This is a genomic window from Variovorax sp. 10L426, assembly GCF_056395305.1.
The window spans coordinates 33,559-46,261 of the sequence record NZ_JBFTJF010000012.1; the positions used below are offsets into that span (position 1 = coordinate 33,559).

Genomic DNA, 12,703 nt, shown 5'->3' on the forward strand with positions numbered 1-12,703 from the left:
CCGATCAACGATTGGGGAAAGCTCAGTCCGGCAGCCCCGGATAGGATTTGAGCGTCCCGTGCTTCAGAAGCTTGACCGACTGTGCGCCGGTCGTCGGGAACGGGCAGATCTGCTCATCCTCGCCGTGCAACTAGCTGCCAGTCGATGCGTAGCGGCGCAGCCCGATGCGCCAGGCGCCGAAGGCAAGCGCGAGGAACACAAAGCCTGCGAGTGGCGAGACGAACCCTACCCACGCGGGTGCGCCCATCGGGTCCGTCCTGCCCAGTATCGCAAGCACAGGGTAGTAGGCGACGCAGGCGAGGGGGACCGCAAAGGTCAGCGCGTACCGGAACCATTGCGCATACACGGCCAGCGGAAACTGCGCTGCTTGCACGCCGCCATAGGTCAGCACGTTGGCGATCTCCAGGCTCTCGACCGTCCAGAACGACAACGTGCCCTGCAGCACGAGGATGCCGAGAAACAGCGCGACCCCGCCCGCCACCGCGAACAGTGCGGTCGCGATCGCTGCCGGCGTCCACGCGATGTCCGCCTGCACGGTGGCGAATGTCATCACCCCCAGACCCTGCAGGAGCCGCCCGAGCCGGCTGATGCGCACGTCATGCCCCATCAACTGCAGCGCCAGCGGCCGGGGCCGCAACAGCAGGCGATCGAACGCACCGGTGCGCAGGAAGTCCGTGCCCAATGCGTCGAAGCCGCGCCCCAGCGCGTCGGCGATCGCGAACATGCAGTTCACCAGGCCATAGAACATCGCGACCTCGCCAAGCCGCCAGCCCTGCACGTCGCCGAACCGGTGGAACAACGCCCACACGGCGATCATCTCGATGCCCGTGCCCAGGAACTGGCCCAGCGTGAGCATCAGTGCCGAGACGGGATAGCGCGCCTGGCCGCCCAGCGAAGCAGCCACCAGGCGACTCCACAGAGCCAGCGATCCCATGCGTTTCATCCTCCCTGCACTTGGAGTCGGCGCATGGTCCGGACCATCGCCGCATGGCCGATTGCCACCAGCAGCAGGATCCAGACGCCTTGCAGGCCGAGTGCTGCCAGCGCCTGCGCACCCGCGAGCTGGCCGAAATAGATTCGCGCCGGAATGTCCATGACCCCGGCCAGCGGCTGCAGCAGAAGCATCGGTTGCCAGGCATCGGGCAGCAATATCAACGGCAGCAGGTTGCCCGAGAACACGATGACGACAGGGGCGGCCAGTGCGTTGATGCCGCGCTCGTTGAGTGCTGCCGCCGCCGCGATGTTGAGCAGCATCACCAGCGACGTCGACAGCAGCAGCGCGAGGAACCCCGATGCGATGAAGCCCAGTCCGGCCGCAATGCCTGCCGGCGGTTGCCAGGCCCATTCGCCCAAGCCGGCGAGCGGCAGCACGACGCCAGCGAATGCCGCCATCAGTGCCAGCCGCGGCAGGACGCGCGCCGCGATCCAACCGGCCGAGCGCGCGAACCACAGCGCATAGGGATCGACCGGCCGCAACCGGTCGTACGCCACGGCGCCCGTACGCACGGCCTGCGCCACCTCGGGGTCTCCCAGCCACGGCAGCAGTGCGAGCAGGCCCTGCGCCAGCCAGGTGTAGGTGATGGCCTGCGCCAGTGACATCGGCGCGCCAGTGGCCGCCGCGCTGCCGTAGAACGCTGCCAGCACCATCACCTTGATGCCGCCCCACCAGCACTGCGTGGCGAAGCCCGCGTAGGCCGCCGCGCGGTATTGCAGCATCTGGAGGAAACGCGACGCGAAGGCTGCGACGTAAGGGCGCAAAAGCTCGCGCGGCGCCATCCCGGTCAGGCCTCTGCGGCGCCGTGCATGGCGTAGAAGCGCGCGATCACGGCCTCGATGGTCATGCCCTCGTCCTCGGCGTCTTCGGGCAGGCCATCGTCGAGCCGGCGCGCGGCCATGACCTGCGCACGCAGCGCTTCGACCGGGCTGTCGGCCAGCACGCGGCCATGGCCGATCACGATCACGCGTTGGGCGAGTGCCTCGATGTCGTGCATGTCGTGCGTGGTCAGCAGTACCGTGGTGCCATGTTCGCGGTTGGCACGAAGCACGAAGTCGCGCACCGCGAGCTTCGAGGGCGCATCGAGCCCGATGGTGGGTTCGTCGAGGAACAGGATGTCAGGCTCGTGCAGCAGCGCTGCCGCGATCTCGGCGCGCATGCGCTGCCCCAGCGAGAGCTGGCGCACGGGCTGATCGAGCAGGCGCTCCAGATGCAAGAGCGCCACCAGTTCATCGCGCGTGCGCACGAAGCGCACCGGGTCGACGCGGTAGATGTCGCGCAGCAATGCGAAGCCGTCATTGACCGGCAGGTCCCACCAGAGCTGTGTGCGCTGCCCGAACACGACACCGATGCGCCCCACGTGGCGCTCGCGGTCGGCAAAAGGGTCACGTCCGTCGACCTCGACGCGGCCGCCGTCGGGACGCAGGATGCCCGCGAGGATCTTGATGGTGGTTGACTTGCCCGCGCCGTTGGGGCCGATGAAGCCCAGCAACTCGCCCCGCTCCAGTTCGAAGGACACACCGGACAGTGCGTCGATCGTGCGGTGACGCGGACGCACCAGCGCGCGGATCGCACCGCGTACGCCCGGGTCGCGCTCGTGGATGCGGTAGCTCTTGCGCAACTGGTCGACGACGATCTGGGGCATGGCGCGGGGGAGGCGAATGCTACACGATCAGTTGGACACCACCGGACGCGCATTCACGGCTCGGTTCTTCGGTGTTGCTTGTGTGCACCAACTGACAAACGTCAATGCGCGCATTCGTGAGGGCCAGATAATTTTCATTCGCTGGTCCTTTCCCCTCTGAACCCGATTGCTGTGTGTTGCCAACGCGCAATTCCGTGATGCGACCCCTGAAATATTTGAAACCGAAAGTGCGTGCGCCTACCGGTGATCGACACACTCGGTTGCGTACAAGCGGACCGGCGGCCGTCGCCGCATCTATCGTGGGCCTCGACTGGATCCGGCTGAGGCACTCATCAACATCAACAAAGTGAGGCTTTCATGTTCGACCGACGCACCTTCGCAGCTTGCTGCGTGCTTGCCCTCCCATATGGCGCCTGCCTTGCGCAGACGACTTTCGCGACAGCGGATCAGTACTACGACAACCGCTGGTACATCACACCCTTTGGCGTCTACGTCCACCCGGACGGGGACCGCAACGCCGACAACGGCTGGGGCGGAGGCATAGCCATTGGCAAGCCGATCAGCCCCAGTTGGAACATCGAGTTGCGCGGCCAGTACGAGGAACTCGATGGCGCCCGTGAGAACCCCTTTGGCGTTTTCAACAACACCAACAAATACAAGAACTGGAGCGGCACGCTCGACGCGCAGTGGTTCTTCCTGGGCCGCCAGGGGCTGAACCGCTGGCAGTCGAACACCGTGCAGCCCTATCTGGTGGGCGGCATTGGCGCCATAGACAACAAAGTGGATCAGCTGTTCAGCAGCAGCAGCCACACGAGTTTCATGGCCAACGCGGGCCTCGGCATCGTCTGGCCGTTTTCCAACTGGGGGCGCCTGGTGGCCGACGCACGCTACCGCTATGTCGACAGTGCCAACAACACCAGGACTCAAAACCGGCAGAGCATGAACGACTGGCTGTTCACCGTGGGCCTGCAGATCCCCTTCGGGGCGCCTCCGGTTGTAGCGCAGGCGCGCCCGGCGCCTCCGGCAGCGATGCCGCCGCCACCGCCCCCGCCACCCCCGGCAGCGCGCAACTTTGAACTCAAGGCCGATGGCACGTTCGCATTCGCCAAGGCGGACTTGACGCCTACCGGCCGCGCCCGCATCGACAGCACGCTCCAGGAACTCAAATCCTCGGGCATCCGGCTGCGCACGATCTCCATCGTCGGGCACACCGACCCGATAGGCAGCCTCGACTACAACCAGCGCCTGTCCCTGGCGCGGGCAAACTCGGTGCGCGACTACCTGGTAGCCCAAGGTGTGCCGGCCAACATCATCACGACTGAGGGCCGCAATTTCTCGGAGCTGAAGATCACTGAAGCCCAGTGCAGGGAACAAGGCAAGGCGAAGAACCGCACTGCGCTCATTGCCTGCTTCGAGCCGAACCGGCGCGTCGAAATCCGCGCCGCGGGCGAGCAGCCGGGCTAAGGCAGGAGGGGGCGCGGCGCTAGCCGCCAGGCTTTCGCGCCGCTTCGTCGTCGATGGACTTCTGCACCGCCTTGTAGAAGTCCTCGCGCGCCTCGATCTCGGCGCGGCCCGTGGCCACGGGCCAGTCGCCGTTGGAGGCGATCACCAGCCTGCGCTTCGGGTCGATGAAGATGCCCTGGCCGAAGATGCCGCGCGCCGCGAAGCTGCCGTCGTCGTAGGTCCACCACTGGAAGCCGTAACCGCGGCCCGGCCGCCCGATGTCCGCTTGGCGCGTGGTGGCCTCGGCCAGCCAGCCGTCGGCCACGACAGGCTGCCCGCCGGCACGCGCACCGTCGAGGATGAATTGCCCGAAACGGGCGAAGTCGCGCGTGGCCGCCTGGATGCAGCAACCGCTGATTTCCTGGCCGGTGCTGCTCAGGATCCACGTGGCCTTCTGCTCCATGCCGGCCGGCACCCAGATCTTTTCCGACAGGTAGCTTGCCAGCGGCTTGCCCGTTGCGCGCGTCACCAGTACGCCCACCAGGTTGGTCTCGCCTGTGCTGTAGTTCCAACGGGTCCCGGGCGGCGCTGCCCGCGGCAGCTGGCGAAGGTAGCTCACCAGCGCATCGACGCCTTCTTCGGGCTTGTGGTTGTTGAAGCGCGCCACGTCCGAATTCGGATCGGCATAGTCCTCGTTCCAACGCACGCCGGATGTCATCGTCAGGAGCTGGCGAATGCTGACGACGTCGTAGGCCGAGCCCTTCATCTCCTGGATGTAGTCGCTGACCTTGTCGTCGAGGCTGCGGATATGGCCGTCACGGACGGCGGCGCCGAGCAGCGTGGAGGTGATGGACTTCGCCACGGAGAAACTCGTCCAGCGCCCGTCCCGGTCGAAGCCCAGGCCGTAGCGCTCCAGGCGTAGCTTGCCGTCGTGCAGGATCAGAAGGGCGGCAGTCCTTTGCTTCGCCATGTAGGCGTCGACGTCCACCGGCAGCGCCAGCGGTGGACCCGGCGGCAAGGGCGATGGCGCGGTGCCGGCGGCGACGACGCGCGCCTTGGCCAGCACCGGCAGACGGTCGAGGGCCCGGAACCCTGCATCGCGCTGCGGCTCGCTCCAGAACAGCACGTCGCGATTGGTCGGCAGCGTGGCGAGCAACCCGCGCGTTTCCTTGTCGAGACTGAACCAGCCCGCTGCACCGGCAATGGCGACGACGGCCAGCGCCCCGAGAACGATCCTTCCAGGCTTCATGCTGCAAATTCCTTTGTTGATGTGATGACGTCCTGCGCATTGAACACCCAATCGGGTCGCATCGTGCCGTCATGACCCTGTTGGTATTTGCCCTAGGCAGATGCGCAGACCCGGCGTACGGCCGTCAGCAACTGGCGTACGCTGACCGGTCGCTCTAGAAAATCGGTGGCATCGAGGCGCGCGATGGCCACCGCGGTGCGAAACGCGGTGTGCGGCCCCAGGACGATCACCGGGAGGGTATTGCCCGAGTCCCTGAGATCGCGCACCAGTCGCAGCGTGGCCGTCTCGTCCTCGTCGCCCGAGAGGATCAGGCAATGACCGGGTCCGCGCGGCATTCTGGCGAGAAGGTCGAAGCCGCCCTCGAGAAATACCAGTTCCACGCTGCGCCCGAGCGCCGATTCGATCCATGCGCGATCGCGCGGGTCAACGACGACGACATACACGACGTTAGGCATGTTTTGACGAGGCGGCTTCGAGTCGACACCGCATGCCGCCGGCAATGTTCTGCAGATGGCATTCCTTTCGCGGGCGCAAGAACGGCCGGCCCCGCGAGCCGATGATGAGCGCGCACATGTAACCCGTCCATCCCGGTCGCCACGCAACGCCACGTAGGTGGCGCCCGGCTGGGCCGTGCCTGCTTGATTGGGCGAGGCGTTATCAGCCAATCGTCAGTTCATCGACGAGCTCGGACACGCGCGTAGCTTGAAGTGCGGCTATGCTAGGCGCACGAACAATACGAAGCATCTCGAACATGGGACCTGGCCACATGGTTGTCCGCGGCCGCCGCGGAGAAGTCTTTTGAATATCGAGGAAAAACTGGAAGAGCTTTCGGCGCTCGTCGCGGTGGCGATGAATGTTGCGCCTGAGCAATTCCCGTCATGGAGTGACGGCAGCGTGGCGCACATGGCCGCGACGGGTGAACTCTGGTCCGAAATCCGGCCCCATCTCGCGGGGGACGCCGCGAGGAGCCTGGATGGAAAAATCCAGGAATTGCTCGCGGCTTTCAAGGTGGGCGAGACCGAAAAGGGCAGGCGTATCGCTGAATCGCTCTACGCCGATCTGGCCAAGCTTCGCTGACGCAATCACAGTCCAGGACTGCTTTGCATGATTCCGCCGTCGGCGAAGATCGTCGTGGCCGTGAGGTAGCTCGCACCGTCGCTCGCGAGGAAGGCCACCACGCTCGCAATCTCCTCCGGGCGGGCCATGCGGCCCAGCGGAATGGCCGCGTCGAGTTTCGCCAGCAACACCTGATTGTTCATGGTGGATTGATTGATCGGCGTCGCCACCGCGCCAGGGCCGACGCCGACGACGAGGATGTTGTGCGGCGCCAGCTCGACGCCCGCCGTGCGCGTGAGCATGCGCATTCCACCCTTCGACAGGCAGTAGGCGGCGTTGCCCGGCATCGGCCAGTCTTCGTGCACGGAGCTGACGTTGATGATGCGTCCGCCGCCGCCTTGCTTGACCATCTGCCGCGCTGCGATCTGGGTGCCGAAGAACGCGCTCTTGAGATTGATGGCGAGCACCTTGTCGTAGTCCGCCTCGGACGTGTCGAGCACGGATGTGCGCGTCTCCACCCCGGCGTTGTTGACCATGACGTCGATGCGGCCGAACGCCTCGACGGCGGTGGTAACCAGCCTTTGCAAGTCGGCGACCTTGCTCACGTCAGCCTGTACCCCGATCGCCTGGTCGCCGAGCGCGCGGACTTGCTGCTCGGTCGCCTCGGTCGCTTCGGGATGCACGACGTAGTCGATGACGATGTTGGCCCCTTGTCTGGCGAGCTCCAGCACGATGGCGAGGCCGATGCCGCTGTTGCCGCCGGTGACGATGGCGACTTTGCCCTTCAGGTTCATGATTCGCCCCCTTGATGGGTGAAGTGTCCGAGCACGCTCGATTCTTGATCCGTCAGCGTGCAGGGCAAATCCCGGGTGCTACCTATTCCCACGTACGTGGAACGCCATGGCTTGGCTCAACGATGCGAATCGATGAATCGCTCGATGCGCCGCGCCGTGGCAACCGGTTGCGTCAGCACGAACAGGTGGCCGCAATCGATCGTTTCCAGCGTCGCGTCGCGGAGGCTGCTCGCGATGATGCGCCCGTTGACGGGCGGCACGATGGGATCGTCGGCGCCCATCAGCACCAGCGCGGGCGCCTTGACGCGGTGAAGCCGATGCCAGCTGGTCCAACCCAGCGTCGCGATCAACTGGTAGAGGTAGCCCAGTCGGCTCGGTTCGCGCATTGCCTGCGCGTGCATTTGCAGCAGGTCGCGCTCGAAGCGCAGCGCACCTCCATAGAGTTCGCCGCCGATGCGCACGAGGTATGACGGGTCGAGATAGCGCCGTGGGCTCAGCATCTTCAGCAGCACGCCGGGCCGTCCCGGCACCATGACGAACCCGGCACAGGTGGCTGCCAGCGTGAGCGTGCGGCAGCGCGCCGCATGGCGTATCGCGAACTCCTGCGCCGCCGCGCCGCCCCAGGAGACGCCGAAGATGTCTGCCTGGTCGATGCCGAGCGCATCGAGCAGCCGGGCCGCAAGATCCGCGACGCCGGGCAGGCGATAGGGCAGCCACGGCACCGGCGATTCGCCGACGCCCGGGACGTCGAAGGCAACGACGCGCATGCGCTCGAAGCACTCGATGAAGGGCGCCATGGTCTCGATGCTTGCACCGATGCCGTTGAACAGCAACAGTGTGCGGGTCGCCTTCGGCGCTCCGCCGATGGCAATCCGCACGCGCTGGCCGTCGAGGTCGATGAATTGGGTGGTCAGGAGATGCTTGGGCGCCATCAGGTGCCGCTGCCCACGTAGGTGCCGGGTGCGGCGCACAGCGGGGGATGGGCACGCGATCCTTCCTGGCGTGGAGCGCGTCGTTTCGGATCAGAACGTTTGGCAAGCCATGCGGCCAGGTGGGGCCACCAGCTGCCTTCGTGGCGGATGCTGCCGGCTTCGAATTCCTCCGGCGTCTCGTGGCTTCCGGGATGCGTGAGGAAGGCGCTCTTGCGACTGCCTCCGGGCGGATTGACGATCGACTGCACGTGGCCGCTGGAGCTCAGGACGAACTCGCTGTGGCCGCCGAGCAGGCGACGCGTCTGGTAGCAGCCGTCCCATGGCGTGATGTGGTCGGTCGTGCCCGCGAGGATGTAGCTGTCGCATTTGACGTCGCCGAGCGAAAGCGGCGTTTCGCCGATCGACAGTCCGCCGGGTTTGGCCAGCGCGTTGGATTCCAGCAGCGCGATGAAGTCGGCGTGCAGCCGGGCAGGCAGGCGCGTGGTGTCCGCGTTCCAGTAGAGGATGTCGAACGCCGAGGGCTTCCGGCCCATCAGGTAGTTGTTGACCCAGTAGTTCCAGATGAGCTCGTTCGGCCGCAGGGAGGCGAAGATCTTCGCCAGGTCCTTGCCTTCGAGAACGCCTTTCGCGCCGCTGAGCGTGCGTGCCAGGTCGAGCGTCTCCAGGTGCGCGAACAGGCCCATCGAGCTGTCGGCAATGCCATCGATGTCCAGGATGGAAACCAGCAAGGTCAGGCTGCGGGCCCAGTCGCTGCCCTTGGCTGCGAGATGGCCCAGCAGCGCCGCCGAGGTGATGCCACCCGAGCAGGCGCCGAGCACATGCAGCTGCTCGGAACGCGAGATGCTGCGCGCGACGTCCATCGCCCGCTCCAGCGCCATCACGTAGGTTTCCAGGCCCCAGTCCGACTGGCCGGCCTCGGGGTTGAACCAACTCACCACATTGACGGTGAAGCCTTGCTGCACGAGGAACTCGATCAGGCTGCGGCCCGGCGCGAGATCCCAAACGTAGTACTTGTTGATCTGCGGCGGGACGATGAAGAGCGGCGTGCCGTGTACGGTGTCGGTCTGCGCCCTGTACTGGATGAGCTCCAGCAGGTCGTCGCGGTGTACCACCGACCCCGGCGTCGCGGCGAGGTTCTCGCCGACGACGAAGCCGGAGCCATCCACCGACGAGGGCAGGCCGCCGTTGTCGCGCCAGTCGGCGGCCATCTGGCGGATACCGTCGGCGAGGTTGAGTCCGCCCGTCTCGATGGTGCGCTTGAGCGCCGCCGGATTGCCGACCAGCGTGTTGGTGGGCGCGAGCGCGTCGGTCACCATCCCGAGCATCATCTTTGCCCTGGCCTCGTCGCGTGGCTGGAGGTCCAGTTCGCCGGCAATGCGATGGATCTCCCGGACCACGGCGAGGTGGGTCTGCATCAGGCGGCGGTACATGCCGTTGTCCTGCCAGGCCGGGTCGTCGAAACGGCGGTCGTTCGGCGATGGACTGATCGTGGATTGACCGGTCGTGACCTTGATCAACTCGGCCGTGGCGCGGCGCAGGCCCTCCATCGACTTGAACGGCTGCATCAGCGCGCCCATGGAAAGCGCGCCGAGCGAATCGGTCAGGCGCGAGGTGCTTGCCGGCTTTTCTGTTTCGATCATGCCGTCACCATCGCGAGCGAGTCGGCCACCATCAAGGGTCGCGAGGGATCGACGAGGCTGTGCGCCGCGTTCTTGCACCGGACCAGGAAGCCGCCGGTCTTCGTCGTCACTTCGGTCAATTCCACGCGCAATTGCACGAGGGTGCCCGAAGGCACCGGCGCGAGAAAACGCACCCGGTCGAATCCGTAGTTCAGGACGTTGACGGCATCGCTCGGATAGACGCCGAGTTCGAAGTGCGCTGCCGGAATCAGCGACAGCACGAGCAGTCCGTGCGCGATCGTGCCCAGAAACGGTCCTTCCGAGCGTGCGCGATCCACGTCCACATGGATCCACTGCGTGTCTCCGGTGCATTGCGCAAAGCGATCGATGCGCGTCTGGTCGAGCAGGATGGCGGTGGACGTCCCGAAGTCACGGCCGACGTGGTCCGGAAGGGCCGATGTGGAATAGGTTTCTTGTTGAGCCATGAGACTTTCGGGAGATTCGGATCAGGCAGCCACTGCAGGCTCGGCCGCGGGTGCATCGACCAACAAGGCGGCAGGCGCACGCGGGCGCAGCAGGAAGTGCGACAGGGCGGGGATCAACAGCACGGCGCCGACCATGTTCCAGATGAACATGAAAGCCAGCAGGATGCCCATGTCGGCCTGGAACTTGATGGGCGAGAGCGCCCAGGTCAGCACGCCCGCAGCCAGTGTCACGCCGACGAGTACGACCACCTTGCCGGTGAATTGCAATGCGTCGCGGTAAGCCTGCGCGAGCGATGCACCGGCGCGTTGACGGGCGAGTTGCACACTCAGCAGGTACAACGCGTAGTCCACGCCGATGCCGACGCCGAGCGCGATCACCGGCAGCGTGGCCACCTTGACGCCGATGCCGAGGCAGACCATCAGGGCTTCGCACAGGACCGACGTGATGACAAGCGGCACCACGGCCACCACCACGGCACGCCAGCTGCGGAAGGTGATGAAGCACAGCACGATCACGGCGGCGTAGACCAGCATCAGCATCTGGGTCCAGGCCTTGTGGACCACGATGTTGGTGGCCGACTCGATGCCGGCGCCGCCCGCGGCGAGCAGGAACTTGCGGTCGCCGTTGCTGTGCGCATCGGCGAAAGCGGCACTGGCTTGCACGACGCGGTCGAGCGTCTCGGCGCGATGGTCGGCCAGGTAGGCGATCACCGGCATGACCGAGCACTCGGTGTTGAACAGCTCAGGGTTGTTCACGCTGGCCTGCTGCGCGCCGTAGTTCAGCACGTCCTGGTTGCGCGCGATGGTCAGCCACTTGGGGCTGCCTTCGTTGCTGCCGGCGGTGATCTGGCGCACGGCGTTCGCCAGCGAATTCGTCGTCTGCACGCCGGGCACCTGCTGGAGCGTCCAGGCCAGGCGGTCGGCTTCGACGAGCGTCTCGTACTTCAGGCAGCCTTCCTTGGCGGTCTTGACGATCACCGCGAAGGTGTCGCTCGACAGCGAGTAGTTGGCTGTGATGAAGGCGTTGTCGCGGTTGTAGCGCGAGTCCGGCCGCAATTCCGGCGCACCGGGGTCGAGGTCGCCGATCTTGAGATGGGTGCTGACCGCGAAGCCGACCGCCACCAGCACAGCGGCCGATGCGACGGTGCCGATGGCCCAGCGACGCTCGGTGAAGCGTTCGAGCCAGGTGTAGACGCGGTTGAAGCCGCGTGCTTCGTCGCCGCTTTCCGCACGCAGGCTGCGTTGTGCGGCCTTGGCGCTCACGCCGATGTACGAAAGCAGCACCGGCAGCAGGATCAGGTTGGTGACGATCAGCACCGCCACGCCGATGCTCGCTGTGAGCGCGAGGTCCTTGATGACCGGGATGTCGATCATCATCAGCACGGCGAATCCCACCGCGTCGGCGACCAGCGCGGTCAGTCCGGCGAGGAACAGGCGGCGGAAGGTGAATCGTGCAGCGACCAGGCGGTGCGCGCCGCGGCCGATGTCCTGCATGATCCCGTTCATCTTCTGCGCACCGTGCGACACGCCGATCGCGAAGACGAGGAAGGGCACGAGGATGGAGTAGGGGTCCAGTTCGAAGCCGAGACCGGCCACCAGCCCCAGCTGCCAGACCACGGCCACCAGCGAGCACGCGACCACCAGCGCGGTGCTTCGAACACATCGCGTGTAGAAATAGATGATGAGCGTCGCCACCAGCGCGGCGAGGCCGAAGTACAGCGCCACCTGGTAGAGGCCTTCGATCAGGTCTCCGACCAGCTTCGCGAAGCCGATGCTGTGCACGCGGATGCCGGTGGGGTTGCCTTGCGCGTCGGTCTCGTAGCGCGCGCGCATCTGATCGAGCGCCTGCGACAGGCCGCGGTAGTCGAGGCGCTTGCCCTGCGTGGCGTCCGAGTCGAGCAGCGGCACGACGATCATGCTCGACTTGAAGTCATTGCCGACGAGGTTGCCCACCAGTCCGGCGCGCGCGATGTTGCCGCGCAGCCGCTCGGTGGAGGCCTGCGAGCCGTCGTAGTTGTCAGGCATCACCGGGCCGCCCTGGAAGCCTTCCTCGGTCACTTCCGTCCATCGCACGGCGGGTGCCCAGAGGGACTTCATCCACGCGCGATCGACACCGGGCGTGAGAAAGAGTTCGTCCTGGATCTTCTTCAGCGCGGCGAGGTAAGCGGGGTCGTAGATGTCGCCTTTGGTGTTCTCCACGACGATGCGCAGGGAGTTGCCCAGCCCGCGCAGTTCCGTGCGGTTCTCCAGGTAGTTCTGGATGTAGGGGTGGCCCTGCGGAAGCATCTTCTCGAAGCTGGCATTCAGCGTCAGCCGCGTCATGGCCATGAAGCCCAGCAGCAGCGTGATGAGGCCGCAGAAGACCATCACCGCGAACCTGTGATTGAAGATCAACCGCTCCAGGCGCGAGCCTGAGCGGGTGTCGAATTGCTCGAGCGAACTCGGCGCGGACGTGTCCGCGGATGTGGGGGTGTGCATGTGCGAGA

General features: G+C 65.9%; 12 protein-coding genes and 1 pseudogene. 2 read left to right on the top strand and 11 right to left on the bottom strand.

What is annotated here, in order from left to right; translation table 11 throughout:
- Window positions 1-34 precede the first annotated feature (34 nt).
- The 4 genes and pseudogenes from AC1DHL_RS18080 to AC1DHL_RS18095 form a co-directional block, all read right to left on the bottom strand.
- Window positions 35-130: pseudogene (locus tag AC1DHL_RS18080) on the bottom strand (alpha/beta fold hydrolase); the annotation flags it as partial.
- Window positions 131-934 (bottom strand): ABC transporter permease, encoded by an 804-nt coding sequence (locus AC1DHL_RS18085; RefSeq protein WP_478162853.1) that lies wholly within the window; start codon window positions 932-934, stop codon window positions 131-133.
- Between the two features lie 5 nt (window positions 935-939).
- Window positions 940-1,776 carry an ABC transporter permease gene (locus AC1DHL_RS18090; RefSeq protein ID WP_478105471.1) on the bottom strand — a complete coding sequence of 279 codons (837 nt, stop codon included), beginning with the start codon at window positions 1,774-1,776 and terminating at the stop codon, window positions 940-942.
- Window positions 1,777-1,781: 5 nt separating this feature from the next.
- Window positions 1,782-2,639 (bottom strand): ABC transporter ATP-binding protein, encoded by an 858-nt coding sequence (locus AC1DHL_RS18095; protein ID WP_478105469.1) that lies wholly within the window; start codon window positions 2,637-2,639, stop codon window positions 1,782-1,784.
- A gap of 357 nt (window positions 2,640-2,996) precedes the next feature.
- On the opposite strand from AC1DHL_RS18095, the gene AC1DHL_RS18100 reads away from it, so the two are divergent.
- Window positions 2,997-4,103, top strand: coding sequence for an OmpA family protein (locus AC1DHL_RS18100; RefSeq protein ID WP_478162854.1), 1,107 nt, complete (start codon window positions 2,997-2,999; stop codon window positions 4,101-4,103).
- A 19-nt stretch (window positions 4,104-4,122) separates the two neighbouring features.
- Here AC1DHL_RS18100 and AC1DHL_RS18105 read toward each other — a convergent pair whose 3' ends face one another.
- On the bottom strand, window positions 4,123-5,331 hold the full coding sequence (locus AC1DHL_RS18105) for a serine hydrolase domain-containing protein (protein ID WP_478162855.1): 1,209 nt from the start codon (window positions 5,329-5,331) through the stop codon (window positions 4,123-4,125).
- A gap of 92 nt (window positions 5,332-5,423) precedes the next feature.
- On the bottom strand, window positions 5,424-5,786 hold the full coding sequence (locus tag AC1DHL_RS18110; RefSeq protein WP_478162856.1) for a hypothetical protein: 363 nt from the start codon (window positions 5,784-5,786) through the stop codon (window positions 5,424-5,426).
- A gap of 343 nt (window positions 5,787-6,129) precedes the next feature.
- Here AC1DHL_RS18110 and AC1DHL_RS18115 point away from each other — a divergent pair, with 343 nt between their 5' ends.
- Window positions 6,130-6,408 (top strand): hypothetical protein, encoded by a 279-nt coding sequence (locus AC1DHL_RS18115; protein ID WP_478103031.1) that lies wholly within the window; start codon window positions 6,130-6,132, stop codon window positions 6,406-6,408.
- Window positions 6,409-6,413: 5 nt separating this feature from the next.
- On the opposite strand, the gene AC1DHL_RS18120 is transcribed toward AC1DHL_RS18115, so the two are convergent.
- The 5 genes from AC1DHL_RS18120 to AC1DHL_RS18140 all read right to left on the bottom strand — a co-directional run bounded on the left by AC1DHL_RS18120 (window position 6,414) and on the right by AC1DHL_RS18140 (window position 12,695).
- Complete coding sequence (locus AC1DHL_RS18120) at window positions 6,414-7,181, bottom strand: SDR family NAD(P)-dependent oxidoreductase (protein WP_478103030.1); 768 nt, start codon at window positions 7,179-7,181, stop codon at window positions 6,414-6,416.
- Between the two features lie 116 nt (window positions 7,182-7,297).
- Complete coding sequence (phaZ, locus tag AC1DHL_RS18125) at window positions 7,298-8,113, bottom strand: poly(3-hydroxyalkanoate) depolymerase (RefSeq protein ID WP_478103028.1); 816 nt, start codon at window positions 8,111-8,113, stop codon at window positions 7,298-7,300.
- Window positions 8,113-9,753, bottom strand: a complete 1,641-nt coding sequence (locus tag AC1DHL_RS18130; protein WP_478162857.1) for an alpha/beta fold hydrolase — start codon at window positions 9,751-9,753, stop codon at window positions 8,113-8,115. The genes phaZ and AC1DHL_RS18130 overlap by 1 nt, the downstream gene beginning before the upstream one ends.
- A complete protein-coding gene (locus AC1DHL_RS18135; protein ID WP_478103026.1) occupies window positions 9,750-10,217 on the bottom strand; it encodes a MaoC family dehydratase in 468 nt (155 codons plus the stop codon). Before AC1DHL_RS18135 ends, AC1DHL_RS18130 begins: the two co-directional genes overlap by 4 nt.
- 21 nt (window positions 10,218-10,238) lie before the next feature.
- Window positions 10,239-12,695, bottom strand: coding sequence for an efflux RND transporter permease subunit (locus tag AC1DHL_RS18140; RefSeq protein ID WP_478162858.1), 2,457 nt, complete (start codon window positions 12,693-12,695; stop codon window positions 10,239-10,241).
- Between the last annotated feature and the right edge of the window lie 8 nt (window positions 12,696-12,703).